This is a genomic window from Paenibacillus sp. ISL-20 (genome assembly GCF_018613005.1).
In the GTDB taxonomy this organism is placed as follows: domain Bacteria; phylum Bacillota; class Bacilli; order Paenibacillales; family Paenibacillaceae; genus Paenibacillus_AQ.
The window spans coordinates 1-19,260 of sequence record NZ_JAGGRD010000075.1 but is presented as its reverse complement, the minus strand read 5'-3'; the positions used below and the strand labels follow the sequence as shown (position 1 = coordinate 19,260).

The following is a 19,260-nucleotide window of genomic DNA, read 5'->3' as shown; positions in this document are numbered from 1 at the left end:
GCAACTCATCCGGCTACCTCTGCCTCAAATCCAGTTCGTGTACCTTGGCCCGTGCTTTTGCCTCCGGCTTCCTTCAGATTCCACCTCGCGGTGGACACCCTTGCCCTTGGCTAACGGTAGGCGCTCGCCAGCCCCCGTTCGGGACTTTCACCCTAGAGATGACGCCCATGCTGGGCGTACGAAAACAAAAAGAGCACCGAAACGGTGCCTTTTTTCATATTGATCTTAACCATGAACAATTCCTAGCCCTTCCTTGATGAAGATTTCGTCCAAAGCCTCGTAGATCGGCTCTCGTCCATTGTTTATTTCTCTTCTGCTTTTTCAAAATAAACGATTTCACATAATCGAATGTGATGCTTTTTTCCATGGACTACAAGAGCTACGTGATCAATGAAAACATCATCCAGAGTACCTACTAATTTGCCGACAGTAGTCGTGATGGCAATCATTAGCCCTATGTGCTGGATCAAATGCTCAGTGAATTTGGGTTCCACAGTTGTCGTATACATAACATTTTTTGGTAACACCGGAGTTTCCTTGCGCTGTACGTCTTCATTCCGATAATATTGCGGAGCTGGGAATGGGGCATATGGTCGCGGATAGCCATAGTACATAAATCTATTCATGAGTTGCATACTCCTTTGTCATAATTTGAAAAACACATCTATATAACATATGACAAATACCTATGTGGTGCTCCAAAGAAGTGTTGTGCAAAATAAGAAAGCCGTAGATGGGATATCCTTTCCCCTCATAAAGTTCGGATGATAGGGGCGTAAATTCTTCAATCTCCTCGAGTATTTCCACCTAGATTAGGCTAATATCACAGGAGATTTTCGGGCTATCGACATATATTATTATTGCCTAGATCGAACACCAAATCTAAAAAGGAGTGTGTTATTTTGTCCGAAACGGTTTATTTACAAAATAGGTCTTACGATCCTGAACAAATGGCTGGTTATCATTTTGTGAAAGCTGAACATTTTGAGCGAATGAAGATGGCTTGCGCGGGCAATCCTCCGTTCTTTTATAAATATGCCGAGCAGGAATATTACCATAAAGCACTTGCGCATCGTTATAAAGGTATGGGTGGCTGGATGTAATAATGCGAGTTGACCAAATTTTCAATGAGTCCGTTCATTTAACCGATTCACGCGAGGACTTTTTTACAATTAACAAATTTATCCAACCCAATGTACTGTCGGGTTCTTTATTTATAGCGGAACCTTTGTTTTCACAAGCATATGGTCTAGTTTTCCTTCGCAGACATTCTCAAATTTACCCGATTCCGGTTGGCGTTTCCGGAGGTGAAACAGCATCTTGATATACGGTCGGCTTTACGGCTATTTTACTTCACACAGTTTCGGACTACATTTTAACCATAAGAAATGCGAAAACCCGCTCTATAGGCGGGTTTTATGTATGGAGGCGAGGGGAGTCGAATCCCTGCATCGAAAGCGAAACCCCGACACCCCGTAACGTCAGCCTGAATGTCTTCTTCAGTTAATCCTGGGAGAAAATGTGGATGTTTCACACTCTTATGGTTCTCATTAACTATTGCAGTGTACAAAAGCCTGTTATAAAATGTCTTTAAATTACTTTTAATTCCATAATTATCCTAAAATGTGATCCGCTTATATTTTACCACCTACGTCAGAAATCCCCTCTTATTCACCAACACAATCATTTATTACACCAACCATTAAGTTATTTATGTTCACTTATTGAGCATACATATTGACCTGGAAGGAGGTGAAAAAATACGTCGTTATGCAATCAAGGTACGAATGATCGTTTGGTTCTTCGTGCATAGTTTATCTAAAAGAGGAGGTTTTTTTATTGATGTTAACCCTACGTTTTCCCAATTCCGGACTCATTAAGAAGGTCTTGGCTGGCGGTCTATTAATGACGCTCGCTGTTATGGCACTATTCTTATTCGAGTCCAAAGCATCCGCTCACGGATATGTAAGTAATCCTTCCAGCCGTGCGGATTTATGTGCCAGAGGAGTCAATACGAATTGTGGACTTATTATTTATGAACCGTATAGCTTAGAAGCAGCAAAAGGATTCCCGGCAGCAGGTCCAGCCGATGGTAAAATTGCAAGTGCTAACGGCTTGTTCGCTCCACTTGATCAGCAATCCGCAACTCGTTGGACAAAAGTAAACATTTCACCTGGACAAACGACTTTTGACTGGAAGTTAAAAGTGCCGCATGCAACAGCTAGCTGGAAATACTACATTACCAAGCAGGATTGGGACCCGAATGCACCATTAACTCGTGCATCCTTCGACTTAACCCCTTTCTGTAATGTACCGTATAAGGGCATGCCGTCCAATACTTACTCCGACACTTGTAACGTACCGAGCAGAACGGGATATCAAGTCATCCTCGCTGTTTGGGAAATTGCGGACACGGGAAATGCATTCTATAACGTTATCGATGTGAACTTCACCGGCGGTGGAAATCCAGATACAACAGCGCCAACTGCTCCGACAGGAGTAACAGCTTCCAATGTCGCAACCACGAGTGCAACAATTTCTTGGAATGCTGCTACAGATAATGTTGGCGTTACGAATTATCGGATTTTTAACGGTTCAACCCAAATCGGTTCCACAAGTGCATTGAATTACAATGTAACAGGCTTAGTACCAAATACAACCTATAACATTACCATTAAAGCCGTAGATGCCGCTGGTAACGTATCACCGGCCAGCAATACTGCAACCTTCACCACACTAGCTGTAGTAGGTCCTGATACGGAGGCTCCTTCAGCTCCTACAAGCTTACATGTGATGGGTACAACTACATCAACTACAGTGCCTTTAATGTGGAATGCTTCAACGGACAATGTGGGTGTAACAGGCTATCAAGTTTTCCAAGGCTCGACATTAGTCGCTACGGTTTCGGGTTCAACGCTTGAATACAAGGTTACGGGTCTGTCGCCAAATACGGCTTACTCCTTTACGGTAAAAGCTGTTGATGCCGCTGGTAATGTATCCGCTGCTAGCAATATGGTCAATGTAACGACACCTAGCGCACCTGCCACATACCCAGCCTGGGATGCATCCACTGTTTATGTTGGTGGAAGCAAAGTAACCCATAACGGTGTAAACTATGAAGCAAAATGGTGGACGCTAGGTGAAACTCCAGGAAGTGCAGACGTTTGGAAAGTCATTCCTTAATCTTCTGACTTTCATAGAAAATGACTACAGAATTTTTCTGTAGTCATTTTTCTTATCTTATATTTATCCCATTCAACAGCTTATAGTGTTTCCAGTTGGTATAGAGCGTTCAGCATCAGGATTCTTCTTTATCTTCGTTGTGCGGGAAATGATGACTCCTAGGAATTGCGTTTTCTCCTGAAAGCTGTGCAGCTTCTTTTTTTGATGATACCGCGTTGCTTTGATCGACTTCAAAAATATCGAGCAGGAACATAAAGATCGGAATCCCGATAATAAGCCCCCAGATCCCCATGAAGTGCTGGGAGAAAATAAGAACAATAAAGGTGTAGAACATCGGCAGCTTCGTTTTGTGAGCATACAGCTTCGGATTTAAGAAGTATGTCTCAATTGCATGGATGAGCAAAATCATGACAATCGCCCAAATGACGGTTGAGATACCGCCAATCTGGTAACCGATAATACTGATCGGAATGAAGGAAATAACAACACCGACTACCGGGATAAGGCTTAGTAAAAATACCATAATCGTTAGAGCGAACAAGTAAGGGTAGCCCAAAATCGACAACCCGATAGTCGTTAGAATCGTGTTGAACAAGGCGATCATCAGTTGAACCTCGATCACTTTACCGAAGGAAGAGGTGAATTTTTTGCCAAAATATTTAAACTCATTGTAAGCCCAGCTTATTTTGCTTTTGCTCAACTTATCTGTAAAGTCATTGACTGTTTTCTTCTGGATTAAGTAGAAGTAGCTCAATACAATAACAAAAATGATAACCTCGGCCCATTTGCCTATCTTCAGAATATAATTTAATGCCTGGCTTCCGTATTGCTCTAATTCCAGCTTACCCAGCGCGGAGGAGACAAGCTCAGCAATTTCATCCGACTGAGGGGTATTCACGAATCTGATAATGGAAAAATACAAATCGGAAATTTGACTAATGAGCTTCGGAACATAATTGACAATTCCGTATACAAGCCCAAATATTAAAGCCGCATACAATATCGTATTAACGACAATAGACGATATAGGAAACAGCTTAGATATTTTCTTCGTAATAAAGTGCTCTAGGCGTCCCATGACGAAGGTAACAAGAAACAGCAATAACAGCAAATTGAGCATACCTCTTAAGCTATACAGCAATAAAACGACAAGTAAGAGGAACAGAATTCTTCTTACTATATGGTTAGCAAAAAACTCCCGCAAAAAATTCATTCGCTTCCCTCATTTAATTATATTTTAGTTATCTAAAGATTTACGGATGAACCTGGAGAGTCACAATACGAAAGACTTGACTTCCGACCGCTGTTGACAGCATGACATTACTTCAGTTCAATTATATATGAAAATTGTTACATTCGCATAGACAAAAGCCCGGCCTCACACGGTCGGGCTTTTCATGGTATCTTTTAAACCTGTCAGACGATATTTCGTTAAGCTCTTCAGTTGTCCAAATAAATCACGCTTCAAGTAGTGGAGTTTAAAAAAAGAGAGCTTCTAAAGCTCTCTTTGGGCTGGCTGCATCATCCCTTGAGTGGGGTGATCCTCTGGGTACTCGTAATATTGCGACTGAACGGGCGCATGTATGTGTGCTTCCATTGGCGGCACTGACGGCTGCTGATAGGGCGCATCCACATACATGATTCTACGAAGAATTTGCATGAGCCCATTCACGACGCGCAGCGCGACCCAGAAAAGGATAAGGCCAATGCCTACGTACAGCAAATATTGCTGATTATAAGTCCAATCTATATGAAAATAACTAAACACGCTATTCTCTAAAATATCAAGCTGCATTTCATTCATCAAAATGATATGGACGACTGGAAGAGCAATTAATCCGAGTCCTAGTGAAATCGCCGTTACCATAATAACAAAGAATACAATGCCTGTTACAAATCTTAATAATACAAGCAGCAGATTTCGAATGAATAACCCACCCTCAAAGTCTCTCACCATTCGCTTCAACCAGTTCTCCCCAACTTCAGATTGTCGATTGTAGGTATGCGATACAGAAGGAGTAGGTAATCCTAAAATTTGTCTAATCATGCTTTGTTCAAAATTCACAATCCCATTCAACAACTTAGCTATTCCAAAAAACAGCGGTATTCCGATAAATATTGGAGTCAAACCGATGGATAGTGTAAGTCCCGTTATCGCTACTGTAAAATAAATAATCCCTAACGGGAGAGATAGTAAGAAATAGAGAATCGTTGCATAGGTTTTTGGATTAAAAAGCACCCAATTCACCTTGCCTGCCCGCGACGTTACAGCCGCTTCTGTTGCCTTCATATTCAAACACCCCTTATGGCTTCTTAAGTCACGCTCCGAGTAATAAATCCATTATATCCGCTTTATTGGGCTGACATAACCGTCTTAGGGGGTATCTGAACCTAGACTTTAGACTAGGGACTGGGCCGGCTCAGATTTAGGTGCCCTCTACCTTAACTTCTATATATTGCGCATTTAAATGCTCAACCACTTCTAGCATATTCTGAAAAATAATATCAATCTTTTTCCATGATGCCTCTAAGTTGATCAGCAAGTGCCACCGCGGCGGAATAGCCGGAGCTCCAGGCCCATTGCAGGTTATAGCCACCGCAATCCCCATCCACATCCATCACCTCGCCGGCCAAATAGAGCCCAGGCACAAGCTTCGATTCTAGCGTTCCTTCTCTTAACTCTGTCGTATCGATGCCGCCGGCTGTCGTTTGGGCATTCGGGAAACCATTGGTATCGGTCACGATGAAATCCCAATGCTTCATGAGGCGACACAAGGCTTTCCTGGTTTTCCACGATAGATCCTGACACAGCGGGTTCTGGTCCTGATTGATTCCCGCCTCTTTCAAGAGGATGGGGATCAGCTTCTTGTTTAAAATCCCGATTAGGGAAGCAGCCACCGTCCGGTGTCCGAACATTCCCCAATGCGTATCCAGAAAATCGACGACCTCTTCCTCTGTTCGGTCTGGCATCAAGTCAAGCGATAAGGTCACCGTTTCTCCTCTTGCGAGTTGATATGCAGCCTTTCGGCTTAACTGGAGAATCGGCGGGCCAGAAGCGCCATATTTCGTAAACAGAACCTCCCCATACTCACTGCGGATGACTTCACCATTTACAATGATATTCCCCCATCCCTCGAATTTAACTCCGGAAAGTTCATTCAGATATGGGCTATCCAGCTTCAATTGAACAATCCCGGGTACAGGATCGATCAGGGTATGTCCCAGTCGTTGGGCAAGTGTGTAACCGGAGCCATCCGTTCCTGTCTTTGGAGCGGTAAGGCCGCCCGTACAGAGGAAGAGATAATCGCTGGTATATGTGACCTTTTCCTCTGTTTCCGTCTGGCACACAATCGTGAATCGCGGATGTTCCTTCGACACGGTAACGTCCAATACTTTGGTTTTGAAGTATATCGGAACATTCCGATCCTCCAGTGCAATCCGGAAAACTTCTAACACCGATGCAGCCTGCAGCGACATCGGATACATTCGGCCATTCTCAATAGCGATCAGCGGAAGGCCGAGTGTGTTAAAGAAATCGACAGTTTGCCGAACGCCGAATTGCTGCAGCACAGGTAGCGGAAATTCCGCTTGATTACTGTGATATTTACTGGATAAATTGACCGCTTCGTCCGTACCCGTCGCCGTGGATTTGTTCGTAATGTTACAACGCCCATTACCGGTCGTTAGTACCTTCTTTCCGACCCGGTCGTTGCTTTCAATGATCGCAGTATCGATCCCTCGGTCTCGCGCAGTAACGGCGGCCATAAGACCTGAAGCGCCTGCACCGATAATGAACAGCTTGTGGTGCATAGTAGATTTCGACTTATACATAGGTGTTGAATTCATTCCTTTTTCTAATAGCTTCATCTAAAAATGCGTTTCCCTAACGCCATCGCGGCCGCATAACCGGAGCTCCAGGCCCATTGCAGGTTGTAACCCCCAAAGTCCCCGTCGACATCCATCACCTCGCCGGCCAAATAGAGCCCAGGCACGAGCTTGGATTCCAGCGTATCTGCGATGAGCTCTTTCGTAGCGACGCCGCCGGCTGTCGCTTGTGCGTACTCAAAGCTTTGGGTTTCGGTTACTTTAAACTCCCAACACTTCAATAACTTATAAAAGATCTTTTTGGTTTTCAACGAAAGATCTTGGCAAAGCAGGTTCGGCTCTTGATCAATTTTCGCTTCCTTCAGCAGGACGGAGACCAGTTTCTTGTGTAAAAAACCGACGAAGGACTCCGCGACCGTCCGATGCGCGAACGTTCCCCAGTTCGTCTCCAGAAATTCGATAACCTCTTCCTCCGTGCGGTTCGGCATCAAATCTACGGATAGGGTAACGGAGTCCCCTTTCGCGAGATGTATGGCAGCCTTCCGCCCGAGCTGCAGGATCGGAGGGCCGGAGAAACCGTAGTCGGTGAAATGAATTTCGCCGACTTCGCTGCGAACGATTTTACCATTTACAAGGAGGTGGGCTCGTCCCTGGAGCTTGATGCCCGATAGCGCCTTCTGATAGGGATACTTCACCTTCAATTGCACGATGGCCGGAACAGGCTCTACCAAGGAGTGCCCCATTCGCTGGGCAAGTGTATACCCAGACCCGTCCGTCCCCGCATTCTGGCCGGTAAGACTGCCCGTACAAAGAAACAGGTATTCGCTGGTATAAACAACCTGCTCCTCTGTTTCAGTTCGGCATGTAATCTTAAATCGTGGATGATCTGCCGATACGGTGACATCCAACACTTTGTTGTTAAGGTATACCGGAATGTTCCGCTCCTCTAGAGCAAGCTCGAAAATATCCACCACAGATGCAGCCTGTAGCGACATCGGGTACATTAAGCCCTCTTTCAATTTTGTAAGCGGCAGCCCGAGCACGTGAAAGAAATCAATGGTCTGACGGATGCCGAATTGCTGCAGCACAGGCAACGGAAATTTAGCCTGACTGCTGTGATACTTGCGCGATAAGACCACCGCTTCGTCGTCCGTACCCGTCGTAGTGGAATCGTTCGTAATATTGCAACGACCGTCGCCTGTCATTGAGATTTTTTTCCCAATTCGGTCGTTACCCTCCAGAATGGCGGTATCAATACCCAAATCCCGCGCAGTAACGGCGGCCATGAGTCCTGATGCGCCTGCGCCGATAATAATCAACTTGTGGTGCAAATAATCGTGCATGGTTGGTCAATGCACCCCTTGCCAATAGATTTATGTATAGAAATGTGATTTCTCTGAATGAAACTGCGCTATATCTAATTATAGCACAGGAGTATGCACCGCATAATCCCGGTAGAGTTTCTTAGTCGGCCGATACCATCCTTTTCACAACGCAAATAAAAGAACTGCTTTTACAACACTGGTTATATTCCTGCGATATAGTGGTCTGAGCTTCAAGATGGATACCGAGAAAGCCGAGGATTTCAAGGTAATATGGTTTATCATCGATTTGATCGTCAACAAGCGGCTACGATCATTGAAGATCATTGCATCATGATTTCAAAATAATAAAATGCAAAAACACCATCCTCATGCGGATGGTGTTTACGAACCGTGGCTGTGCAAAACCAACAATTCGCCGGAATGTGATGCTGAAATCGTTTGAGGAAGTTGAGTAGTCAACCTGTCTGCTTGTCTGCTCCTAAATAACATAGCCAAGACTTAACCATTGTTTCCCGCTAGCAGAATGGCAATGTAAAAAGGCTGCATGATCATCGAATAATCTTTTTCTCTGTCGCATCCTTGATCCACTTCGGAAATTCATTCAGGAGTTGGTCATACAGCACTTCATCGGATACCGCCGAAATATCTTTCAAATGAATGAAATTTGCATTATCGACAATCCGCCCTTCCATCGTATCCAGTTGTTTTAGTACTTCAAAATCAGAATCTCCTATCCCTACGAACTGCCAAAATATTGGAAGAGTCGCAGAGTCTACGATCACTTTTTTAGTCGGCTTCACTACGCCTCCATCATTGATAAAGATAATGAATACAGGCAGGCTTGATTCCTCTTCGATGGTATATTTCTTAATAACATCCTCCATAACTCGAGGCTCATTATTGCGGCCATACTTATGGATATTCGAATTATTTAAAATTTGAGTATTTACATAGGAAATGAAGTCTCGCTCCGTCACAGTGGGTAATCGACTGAATTCATGATCATAAACCCACACATCCAAAGCAGCATTGTCATCAAATTTGCTAGCTACGGCCAATATACGCTCAACAACTTCTTGGACCGTCCCATTCTTATACAAGGTCCGCATAGATCCTGTAACATCTAGCACGATGCCTACTCTAGCCGATAGATGGGTCATTTTCTTCTTTTCCAACGTGTACGCCACAATGTTCTTACGCAAATCTATTTTGGACAATACGATCTCTTCTGCGACTGCTACAGCTTCGACAATCTCTTCCGACTGCTCGACCACAAGCCCATAATTCGTGCAAAGCGCAGCCAACCCCCCATAGAATCCACTGCCAATGGCATTAAACTTCCATTCCTCGTTATATCGGTACAACTCACCCACGACAATCGCTGTTTCCTTTGACAGATCATTCCCATATTCAAAACGAAATAATTCTTCTCCCGTAATCGTATCTACAAGCCGTAAATAAAAGTCTGACGCATCACTTATCGTAAGCCCATGCTCGTCCCCAGCATGAATAGTCACAGAAAGGGCTACTTTTGCAACGCTTTTCGGCAGTTTCGATAGATGCAGCTCAATAGTCTCTTGGTCCCCTTGAGTAGTTGCACTATGTGAAACTGCACCATAAAGATCAAAGGGATTCCCGTAAAAAATAAAATCCTCATCCCGCTCGCATCGATTCTTCTCCGATAAAAGAAAACATGCTGCATCGATGCTCATCGTCGCTTCCTTCTTCGTCCAACCCAATTGAAAACTAAGGGCAGTTAACTTTCTACCTTTTGTAATTTCTATCTTTTGCCCTTTGAGTAGATCCATAGGATTATCTCCCCTTTTTAATAATATATTCCAATTGTACATCAAAAGTAGAAGGAATACTTCATTAGTATGATTCATTGGAATAGTCATATAAAAAAAGAAGAGGCTGTCATACTAGTCTCTACGAAATTTGCTGGCTGGTTGTCACTGACCAGAAGTTCCAGAGGTTAGAGATTAGAAAGTTCATCGTCAGTTATAAAAAATGAGTGTCTATAAGAGTATGTGACATTATCTTAAAGCTGCATGTCCAGGAAATGCAAAAAAGCGACCGATCGCGGTCACTTTTTTTATGGTATGTATGGAGGCGAACCGTGGTTGTGTAAAACCACAAATCGCCAGAGTGTATTGATTAGGTTACGGTACGCTAAGTAGCGGATCATAAAAAAGAGAGCTTCTAAAGCTCTCTATGGGCTGGCTGCATCATCTCTTGAGAGGGGTGATCCGCTTACCTCCATTACCTCGGAGTTCTCCTTAATCCAACCATCCCTTGCTACGTGCGATATCTATCGCCTCAATCCGTGTATTCGCCCCGAGCTTCCCAATCGCTTCTGACATATAGTTCCGTACCGTTCCATAGGATAGAAACAGCTGTGCTCCAATATCTTGAAGAACTAAGCCTTGGGCAGCCAACTTCATGACTTCGCGCTCCCTGGGTGATAATGGACATGGATCATCCCATACCGCGAGCGACAATTCTGAATTGATGACACGTTTCCCATCATAGACCCGACGAATCGCATCAGCCAGTTCCTCGCTGCCCGTATCTTTAAGAAGATATCCATAAACTCCTGCCTGCATAGCCCGCTGGAAATATCCAGGACGCGCGAATGTCGTCAAGATGATGACACGACAAGCTGACTTATTTTTTTGAACCAATTCCGCAATATCTAACCCCGTTTTTAGTGGCATCTCAATATCCAGAACAGCTACATCTGGTTCATATTGCTGAATCATGGACATCACTTCTTCCCCATTTTCAGCTTGACCGACTACTTCAATATCATCTTCTAACGAGAGTAAAGTTGCCAGTGCTCCCCTTAATAACTTTTGATCTTCTGCCAAAACAATACGAATCATCTAAGCACTACCTACCTTTTCATTTCGTATTACCCTAGGTATATGTAAGGTGACTTCCGTCCCCTTGCCTGAGGATGAGGACAGCGACATACGCCCGTCGATCATAACCAACCGTTGCCGTAATCCGGCGAGGCCATTACTGCTAGTATAGAATTGATCCATATCTGCCCCAATACCGTCATCACGTACAGATACACGAACTTCCCCTTCTTGAATGTCGAGAAGAACGTTGCAACTTGTTGCTCGGCTATGTCGAACCACATTTGTAATCGTCTCGCGAAAACACATCGCCAAAATCGTCTCCTGCAAGGGTGTTAACGGAAGCGGATTGTTCACTAATGCGTCTTCCGTCCCTACATGAGAAGGTCTGGGATCTGAAATCGATTGATATTGAAATAAAAGCGGTATGCCCGCTGCTGAACATAACGATACAGCATGCTTATATTCGTCAGCGAGGTATGTAACTTTCATCTCCGTAACCAATTCACGCATTTGTTTCAGGGCTGCGCGTGCCGTTTCTCGTATTTCACGAGCCTCTTCTATCGCTCTCTCGGGATGACGATTGACCAATTTCTCAACGACCTCCCCTTTTAGTGCGATTAATGACAGCGTATGTCCCAACGTATCATGTAATTCACGTGCGATCCGCTGGCGCTCCTCCTGCTGTGCCATTCGTTCAGCCGTTTCTGCCCGCAACCGCGCGGACTTCTGTTGAAATCGAGTCGATGTTCGTATAATATACGGCAGAATACAGATGCCAAACATAGGCACCAGCCCTATCCATACTAGGCTGCCCATCCTCTCCAAGTAAGGAACAGCGATAAATCCCATAGCTACAGTGAAAACGATCGTTATAGAGAGTAATATCGGCAGCTTTTGTTTGCTCAGCGGAGCAGCTATCATAAAACCTATAAACGTATACATAGGGTGAAATACAGCTGCTAAAATTAGAAGTATACCCACCTGAACGATCAAGATTGGCGTGGCCCACTTTGCATAAAAGTAGGATTGTCGAAACGATAGAACGAATATGCCTAACAGAACAAAGCCAAGCCACTGTAAACTTGATGGCTCATAGAGTAAAAAGTACATGGGTATCATTAAATTTGTTAACAAAAAATAAGGAGCGACTCCTTCCGATTTTGGAAAGAGACGCCACTTTTCTCTATTCAATTAGACCGCATCCCGTCGATTATATATATAGATTGATAGTAGCATAAAGAGGAGACCGCATCCTGTCAAAATTATGAAATCAATACTTGCTGGATTTTTTCCAGCAATCATATTCCATGCCCCATTAGCGTAACGGTGAGATGGAAGCCATTCTCCGACCGAGCCCATCCAACTTGGCAAAGTACTAAGCGGCATCCAAAGCCCCCCCACAATGGCAAGCCCCATCTGTAATACATTTCCGATGGCAACGGAGGTGTTTGCATTTTTAAGCGTTCCTAACAAGGCACCAAGCGCCAGAAAAGATATGCTCCCAATCCATAACCATAATCCGCATAAAATCCATTGCCCGGCTGTCAATTGTATATCATGAACAAGGCCAGCAGATAAAAATATAACAACAATGACGATCAAGTGAACAGCCATTTGCGATACAATTTTGCTGCCAATCCAGACTGCAGGAGATAGTGGAGTTAGCTTCAACAAGCGTACCCACCCGTCTTGATGCTCGAACGATAGACGGATACCGAATTGAGATACGGCTGTACCAATCAAACTAAATGCAGTCATCGACATCAATGAAAAGACACCCCAAGTTGTCGATTGAATCGATTTATCTACCCCATTCATACTCGCAAATAAAAAGTAGAAAGCAAGCGGCATCGCAATGGAGAAGAGTAAGAAAAATGGACTGCGGATAATTCGTATACTTTCTGCTTTGGTTTGGGCAACAAACATATGTAACATGGCTATTTTCCTCCTAAAAATGTTTATTATCGTATAATTGTTTGTTTATTTGAGCCTGTAAGACTTCGGAATGTATCTTCTAAGCTGGCTGATTGTATATCAATATCTGAAATTCCCCATTCAGACTGCATCAGTGTAAATAACAATACATCGGTCTCTTGAGCATACAGACGAATTCGCTCGCCGTTGCATTCTGCCTTTTCTACACCAGGTAATGTGAGCCATTCCTGATGGGCTGGCGCGTTCGCCGCTCGAAATGAAACGGTTCTAAGCGCTGTTTGAGCCTTTAAACCTTCTGGAGTCCCTTCCGCAACCACCTGTCCACTGGCGATTACTGCGATGTGATCTGCGACAGCATCAGCTTCATCTAAATGATGTGTAGTTAAGAGTACAGTACGTCCGTCATTTGCCAGCGCTTGGATGGTGTCCCAAAAGCGGCCACGAGCCTCGATATCCATTCCGACTGTTGGTTCATCCAGCAGGAGAAGCTCTGGATTTCCCGCCAAACTTTGGGCGAAAGCTAATCTACGACGTTGTCCTCCAGACAGCGAGGATGCGCGTCGTTTCTGATCCGCGTGGAGACCCGAAATGTCTAACAATCGCTCTAGCGACATCGGATTACGATAATAACTGCGGAACAATTGAAGCACTTCTTTCACCGTAAGTCCATCTGCTGCTTTAACATCCTGCAAAAGCGCTCCAACGCGTTGCCGTAATTCTTTTGTTCCAGACGGCATCCCCAAGACCCTGACTTCTCCTGATGTTGGCTTGATCATTCCGAGTATCATGGAAATGGTTGTTGTCTTGCCTGCACCATTCGGTCCGAGCAATGCTGTTATTTGACCTTTCTCAAATGATAGATTCATATGATCAACGGCACAGTAGTCACCGAATTTCTTCACTAGATTTATACATTCAATCGCCTTTGTCATTTTGTCCTAACCTCCGCTAATTTCTTCTTTCATTACTTGATGTCCTCATTATATTGAAAAAGCGCGAGATTCAATTAGTGTGGGTTGTCACAAGCCGGATATGACAAATGTCAGAAAAAAAGAAAGTAAAAAAAGAAGGACCTCTAGGCCCTTCTTCAGCATAACGTGCATTTGACACTCTTTGAGTGAGGTGTCTTGCTTTGCAAACTTATAGCTAAGGATTCTCCTACATTTTTAATCGACACAGCAAAAAACCACAACCTCTGAAGTGACCCCATGAATGATTCAACGGACAATGCGGGTGTACAGGCTATCAGATGTTCGGAAGGCGCGGCATTAGTAGCTACAGTTTCTGGTTCAACGCCATTTGGGAAGATGGATAAGGACATAAATGAACTAGGCACTCTGCATGATGGATGTAGAGTGCCTAGTTTTATAGTAATTTCATTCTGTTACAGTCGTCTTTGAGGAATCAGTTTTTAACGCTTCCAGTCTTTCGGCTTGCTCAAACGCTCTATGTAAAAACTCTTGTGCCGATAAATCCTCATAATCCCAATTCATGGCCTCGATTGCAATCGGGCCTGAATAGTTCGTTTCCGCAATTTTTTTCATGGTTGTAGACCAATCAATCGTGCCATCAAGGGGTAACCCGTGCTGGGCATAACTTCCGTTATTATCATGTAAGTGTAGTGCCATCAGCCGAGACCCGTACATGGATAATAAATCTTTCTCCGGGTAATGGCGGTAGTGATGTCCGCTGTCATAACAGAATCCGATACGCAGGGAATCCACTTGCTCCAGCACATATGCCAAATTGGAAAAGTTCCATAAATTCTCCATTGCAACATTGACACCAAGCTGTTCAGCTTTGTCAGCGATTCTCTTGATTCTATCCAGTCCCAATTCGTTATATGGATTGTCTTCGCCCGGCAAGTGCACGACCATTGTCGGAATCTCAAATTCAGCACAATCTGCAACACATTGTAGATAGCATTCAGCTGCCGCTTCACCATCCAGATTGTCAAGCCAGAGGTTGTTTTCGTTTTGGATTGGTGTGTGGATATTTTCTATAAATAGACCCGCTTCTCGTGCGATTTGCGGCCCGTTGCGATAATCGTTTCGGCCAAAGCAGTCACGACCAAAGCCATCACTCCACCATATTAAAACGCCATCAAATCCAGCTTCTTTTATTAACTGATAACGCTCTTGATTGGGCAATTCACAGCCAAACCAGTCATAAATGGTAATCATAAACCTCTTCCCTTCTTGTTTTCCTAAAACTAGACTGCTACAAAAGCGACACCAATAATATAATACATGCTATAGCGAAAATTCCGTAACACCCTTCTTATAGGCATATTTCAGAGTATATGTTTCTTCATTCCCATAGGACATTGTAGCGATTTTTATTCGAATATAATCAAGTCGACCCTCTCTTAACACTCTTTTCACCAAGGCAATACTTCGTTCTTCTTCCGTAACAACACAAAATATATTAAGCGCATATTTCTTCGGGTCGGAAATGCATTTCCCCATGTCAAACCCATCTACATAGCCTAAACCAGCATCTGCTAGAGATATTTCTAAATATTCCATTACTTTTTCTCTTAACCAGTGATCACGTTGGCTGCCTTTTGCACTTTTCAGAGGATACTGTACCACTAACCAGAATTGTTCACTCATTCCAGATCACCAGCCAATCTACAGTTCATATTTAACCTGATCGCGTGAGCGAAGATCCGTCGACCCAGGATAATCTCATATAAATAATGTCCACTAGAAAATTTCTCCGTAAGTCTCCTAATTCCTTCTTGCTTTGAGTATCAGTCCTGCCTCCTCTTTCCAAGTCATTCCCAAATAATACGTTACCGCTGATCACTAAATTTCCTCAAACTGAATCCTTAATGTTTACGCAATAAGCTTCTATGTATTTCCTTTTATTGTTCCAGGATTTGTGTTTTATTAAATATAGAATGAAGCTATCCTAATTTCACGTTTACTACCTAACTGAAGGAGATCTCTACATGAAACAGCCATTAAATATCATCCCAGAACAATGGAAAAGAACGGGGATTGTCACGATTGGCGGTCTACTTATAGGAGCAGGATTTGCCGACTGCCTGATTGCCATGAATTCAATCGATTTAAATCAAATCGCTAGAGGGTTAACGATCTTTAGTGCGGGTCTGACCATCTTAGTCGTAATGGATAACTCCAAAACACAAAAACAGACCGAGAAACTCCAAAAAGAAACGCAACTTCGAATGGAAAGAATAGAATATAAGCTGAACGCCCTCCATCAATCCCAACAAATAACGAATTCACAGTTTCTTGAGATCAAAGAGCTGATGCATCAATCCAATTCGGAGATCTAATACTCAATACTTTGTTTCAGATATAAATGTAAAAACCCGCTCAATGAGCGGGTTTTATGTATGGAGGCGAACCGTGGCTTGGCAAATTCACAATTCGCCGACGCATATTGCTGAGATTATTTCGGGTAATGACCCTAGGTACCATATGAATCGCATTCTATTCATTTTAGACTTTAAACTTCATAACAAGTGCTTCAGCTTAAAGAGAATTTTTGCTAATCAAAACTAAAGAGCTCTGCTTTGCAGTCATATCGTTCACTGCTTTAACTCCTGCAAGCGAATCTTCAGCTATAGTTGCAATTTCGGAAACAGATGCTGCAATTTCTTCAGAGCCTGCCGCCATTTGTTCGCTACAGCGGAAACCTCCTGAACTTTCCAGGTCACTTTCTGAGCGGATTTCAATATGTTCTTAAACTATCAATTGCTTCTTCCATCTTCTTTTGCCCCGTCAATACTTCACTCGTCACTTGCTCCATAGCATGTTCTGTTTCTCGAGAGTCTTTCTAAAACTGTTGCGGAGCAAAATAGAGGAAACAAATAAAAAAGCTGTTGATTGTTACCGGAAACAACCGCTACCTTTTTCCCCTGCATAACCGCCAGATTCGCAAGGATGTTTAAGATCGTCTGGGTTTTACCCGTGCCCGGAGGGCCTTCGATAATACTGATGGTGCTTTTTAAAACCTGCTCAAGCGCGGTCCTTTGACTCAAATTGTACCTGAACGGGAAAATCGGTTCGCTTGCAACCGAGATATCGGTCTTTATAGGTTTTTTCAGAAGATAATGACTCAAAGCACTATCAGGATCTACGTAATGTAGTTTTGCAAATTGCTTTGCCAAAAAAGCTTCTTTGTTCTCCTGTTCATCCTCACTCTTCGCATGTTTTGAAATCGCGCGCCAATAGTCCAGAATCTGACGCCCTTCAGCGTTCTGGGTGCTACTGCTTCTAACTTGAATACGTCCACTATCGTAGGTACGAATACTCCCGTTTTCAAAACAAACGCGGATCTTAGGTCCGAAATCTAGCACCCGTTTTACATTATAAAAAGGATAATCATCGTGAAAAACAGCCATATCCTCTGTTATGTCCTGAACGGTCGGCGTCAGTAACTGTATATCATTGAGTTGATAAGGATAAGCCTTGGAAGAACCTTTATATATAATCCTTACTATTGGAGGATCCATTTCATATGAGGATACATCCTCTGTCTTGTCATCACCTTTAACGATGATCATAAATCTCTCTTGGTCCATAGTAGCCTCTTTTGTATGTATAGTCGATGTTATATACCGATATTTCTATGAATTGGGTGAATATCCCTGCAGTGTGGAGGGAATTTAGAGCGAAGATGTCTTATGGGGAGCTGTATGCGTGTGAAATTTGTTTTTGTTATATCCGATGTAGGGGCTGATAGTCAATATTTTTCGGTATTAAAAAAAGACACAGTTCGTGTCTTTACGGCAGTTCTATGAGTGTTCTTACTGATCACATTACTCAGAGTACACCTCGATGATCATCGTCGCTCCCAGCCTAAAACCATCAGTAAAAGAAGCCGCCATTTCCAGCCCTTGTACTTGTCGATACAAATCTAATAACTCCTCAAGCTCATGAAAATCATCATCGGAAAGCCTCTTCTTCCAGGCATCCATGGACTCGGATATTTGCCGACTCAATTGGCGATACTGAGGGTCGGTGGAAACAGCCTTCTCTACAGGATTTATGTTCCCGTAATATAGGGATTCTAGGAAGCTTGGCATGGGATTCTCCTCTTCTCATTGTGTTAAGTTACTTATTAGATAATACTACCATATGCAATTTCAATATGTGGTACGGGTATACGTATAGTTGCAAGAGAAGAGTGTATTTCTTAATATTTGATTCTGTATGTTGTTACAGGAAAAACAACCAATCTTTAGACCGCGTTCTACCTCATTTTAACTTTCGAAAAAAGTATTCCTTATAGGTACAGGAACGATTGTCCGAAGGGAAAATAGGTAATGTCCGTGACCCTTTCTCATGTGTTTCGCGGCTAAGAATATTGTATTCAATTGTCAATTAGCTAACATTGCAGTAAGAAGCCACACCATTTGGTTCTACCTATTCATTGGAGTTAAGAACGTCCGTGATTATTGGTGATTGTCACAGGCATCCTATGCTTTAATGGCCTGCACTTCAAGATGGATGCAAGAAAGCCGAAAATTCTACAGTGGATATGGTTAACCATCAATTCGCTCGTCAACAAACGGCTGTGATCATTGAAGCTCACTGCACCACGATTCCCAAATCATAAATCTAAACCTTTACTCAAGTGACCCTTTTTTCATTTGACGATGTCTGTATTTAGCTAGAAAGATACGCCAGCAAAGCTTCATAAGATTTGGAACAGAGTGTGCGTTTTCTTTGAGATAAGACAATGCAGAACGGTTTCCTCGTTTCGTATTGCATTCGCTGCATGAAGCGATCAGGTTTTGCGGAAGATCCGAGCCGCCTTTGCTTGAGGGGATAATATGGTCCACTGTCGTGGCGTGTCGTCCGCACCACAAACAAGTGTGATGATCTCGTTTCAGTGCAGCTTTTCGATAGTTCCGAAATAAGAACGGATTATAAAGCAATTGGATCGTCTGCTCATCAATCCAGACAGCTCGCGATCGCTCAACTTCCCGCCAAGCCCGATGGGGTAAACATGGTGTTAGTTGTTGACCATCCATATTGAGTACCGTTATCAATGGTTCCTCTCCATCATGACTATGATTCATCGATCTCACTCCATCTGTACGACATGTTCTAACCTATAGTATTAATAATCGAGTAGGAGGGGGC

General features: G+C 43.4%; 20 protein-coding genes and 1 pseudogene. 4 read left to right on the top strand and 17 right to left on the bottom strand.

The features are described from left to right. The coding region (locus tag J7E85_RS32845; RefSeq protein WP_215164150.1) for a hypothetical protein at positions 1-257 on the top strand (257 nt) is incomplete at its 5' end. A 45-nt stretch (positions 258-302) separates the two neighbouring features. Here the strand turns inward: J7E85_RS32845 and J7E85_RS32840 are convergent. Continuing rightward, positions 303-626, bottom strand: a complete 324-nt coding sequence (locus tag J7E85_RS32840; protein ID WP_076322585.1) for a DUF2642 domain-containing protein — start codon at positions 624-626, stop codon at positions 303-305. A gap of 276 nt (positions 627-902) precedes the next feature. Between J7E85_RS32840 and J7E85_RS32835 the strand changes: the two genes are divergently transcribed. Together J7E85_RS32835 and J7E85_RS32830 are read left to right on the top strand one after the other, a co-directional pair. Continuing rightward, positions 903-1,103, top strand: coding sequence for a hypothetical protein (locus J7E85_RS32835; protein ID WP_215164152.1), 201 nt, complete (start codon positions 903-905; stop codon positions 1,101-1,103). A 739-nt stretch (positions 1,104-1,842) separates the two neighbouring features. Beyond that, complete coding sequence (locus J7E85_RS32830; RefSeq protein ID WP_215164149.1) at positions 1,843-3,183, top strand: lytic polysaccharide monooxygenase; 1,341 nt, start codon at positions 1,843-1,845, stop codon at positions 3,181-3,183. A gap of 115 nt (positions 3,184-3,298) precedes the next feature. On the opposite strand, the gene J7E85_RS32825 is transcribed toward J7E85_RS32830, so the two are convergent. The 12 genes and pseudogenes from J7E85_RS32825 to J7E85_RS32775 form a co-directional block, all read right to left on the bottom strand. Further along, positions 3,299-4,396 carry an AI-2E family transporter gene (locus J7E85_RS32825; protein ID WP_215164148.1) on the bottom strand — a complete coding sequence of 366 codons (1,098 nt, stop codon included), beginning with the start codon at positions 4,394-4,396 and terminating at the stop codon, positions 3,299-3,301. Positions 4,397-4,678: 282 nt separating this feature from the next. Continuing rightward, on the bottom strand, positions 4,679-5,473 hold the full coding sequence (locus J7E85_RS32820; RefSeq protein ID WP_215164147.1) for a sensor domain-containing protein: 795 nt from the start codon (positions 5,471-5,473) through the stop codon (positions 4,679-4,681). A 215-nt stretch (positions 5,474-5,688) separates the two neighbouring features. Next, positions 5,689-7,014, bottom strand: coding sequence for a BaiN/RdsA family NAD(P)/FAD-dependent oxidoreductase (locus tag J7E85_RS32815; RefSeq protein WP_215164146.1), 1,326 nt, complete (start codon positions 7,012-7,014; stop codon positions 5,689-5,691). Positions 7,015-7,046: 32 nt separating this feature from the next. Next, positions 7,047-8,351 (bottom strand): BaiN/RdsA family NAD(P)/FAD-dependent oxidoreductase, encoded by a 1,305-nt coding sequence (locus J7E85_RS32810; protein ID WP_215164145.1) that lies wholly within the window; start codon positions 8,349-8,351, stop codon positions 7,047-7,049. A gap of 530 nt (positions 8,352-8,881) precedes the next feature. Further along, the gene (locus tag J7E85_RS34450) at positions 8,882-9,550 is read right to left on the bottom strand and encodes a vWA domain-containing protein (RefSeq protein WP_430184231.1); all 669 of its coding nucleotides are present in this window, start codon (positions 9,548-9,550) and stop codon (positions 8,882-8,884) included. Positions 9,551-9,625: 75 nt separating this feature from the next. Continuing rightward, positions 9,626-10,141 (bottom strand): annotated as a pseudogene (locus J7E85_RS34445) (TerD family protein); the annotation flags it as partial. Between the two features lie 471 nt (positions 10,142-10,612). Further along, positions 10,613-11,218, bottom strand: a complete 606-nt coding sequence (locus J7E85_RS32800) for a response regulator transcription factor (protein ID WP_215164143.1) — start codon at positions 11,216-11,218, stop codon at positions 10,613-10,615. After that, positions 11,219-12,391: a sensor histidine kinase gene (locus J7E85_RS32795; RefSeq protein ID WP_215164142.1), complete on the bottom strand. Its 1,173-nt coding sequence runs from the start codon at positions 12,389-12,391 to the stop codon at positions 11,219-11,221. Further along, entirely contained in the window at positions 12,392-13,135 is a 744-nt protein-coding gene (locus J7E85_RS32790) for an ABC transporter permease (RefSeq protein ID WP_098741436.1), read from the bottom strand. Between the two features lie 26 nt (positions 13,136-13,161). Next, a complete protein-coding gene (locus tag J7E85_RS32785) occupies positions 13,162-14,067 on the bottom strand; it encodes an ABC transporter ATP-binding protein (protein WP_215164141.1) in 906 nt (301 codons plus the stop codon). 444 nt (positions 14,068-14,511) lie between these two features. Then, positions 14,512-15,318, bottom strand: a complete 807-nt coding sequence (locus tag J7E85_RS32780; RefSeq protein ID WP_215164140.1) for a sugar phosphate isomerase/epimerase family protein — start codon at positions 15,316-15,318, stop codon at positions 14,512-14,514. Between the two features lie 69 nt (positions 15,319-15,387). Beyond that, a complete protein-coding gene (locus tag J7E85_RS32775; protein ID WP_215164139.1) occupies positions 15,388-15,750 on the bottom strand; it encodes a hypothetical protein in 363 nt (120 codons plus the stop codon). Between the two features lie 341 nt (positions 15,751-16,091). Between J7E85_RS32775 and J7E85_RS32770 the strand changes: the two genes are divergently transcribed. Further along, positions 16,092-16,442: a hypothetical protein gene (locus J7E85_RS32770; RefSeq protein WP_098741427.1), complete on the top strand. Its 351-nt coding sequence runs from the start codon at positions 16,092-16,094 to the stop codon at positions 16,440-16,442. A 199-nt stretch (positions 16,443-16,641) separates the two neighbouring features. On the opposite strand, the gene J7E85_RS32765 is transcribed toward J7E85_RS32770, so the two are convergent. The 4 genes from J7E85_RS32765 to J7E85_RS32750 all read right to left on the bottom strand — a co-directional run bounded on the left by J7E85_RS32765 (position 16,642) and on the right by J7E85_RS32750 (position 19,196). Continuing rightward, on the bottom strand, positions 16,642-16,785 hold the full coding sequence (locus tag J7E85_RS32765) for a hypothetical protein (RefSeq protein WP_215164138.1): 144 nt from the start codon (positions 16,783-16,785) through the stop codon (positions 16,642-16,644). Between the two features lie 113 nt (positions 16,786-16,898). Further along, positions 16,899-17,693, bottom strand: coding sequence for an AAA domain-containing protein (locus J7E85_RS32760; RefSeq protein WP_251036218.1), 795 nt, complete (start codon positions 17,691-17,693; stop codon positions 16,899-16,901). 237 nt (positions 17,694-17,930) lie between these two features. Further along, positions 17,931-18,197 (bottom strand): DUF6809 family protein, encoded by a 267-nt coding sequence (locus tag J7E85_RS32755; RefSeq protein ID WP_098741426.1) that lies wholly within the window; start codon positions 18,195-18,197, stop codon positions 17,931-17,933. A 543-nt stretch (positions 18,198-18,740) separates the two neighbouring features. After that, complete coding sequence (locus tag J7E85_RS32750; protein WP_215164137.1) at positions 18,741-19,196, bottom strand: HNH endonuclease; 456 nt, start codon at positions 19,194-19,196, stop codon at positions 18,741-18,743. Positions 19,197-19,260: the final 64 nt, after the last annotated feature.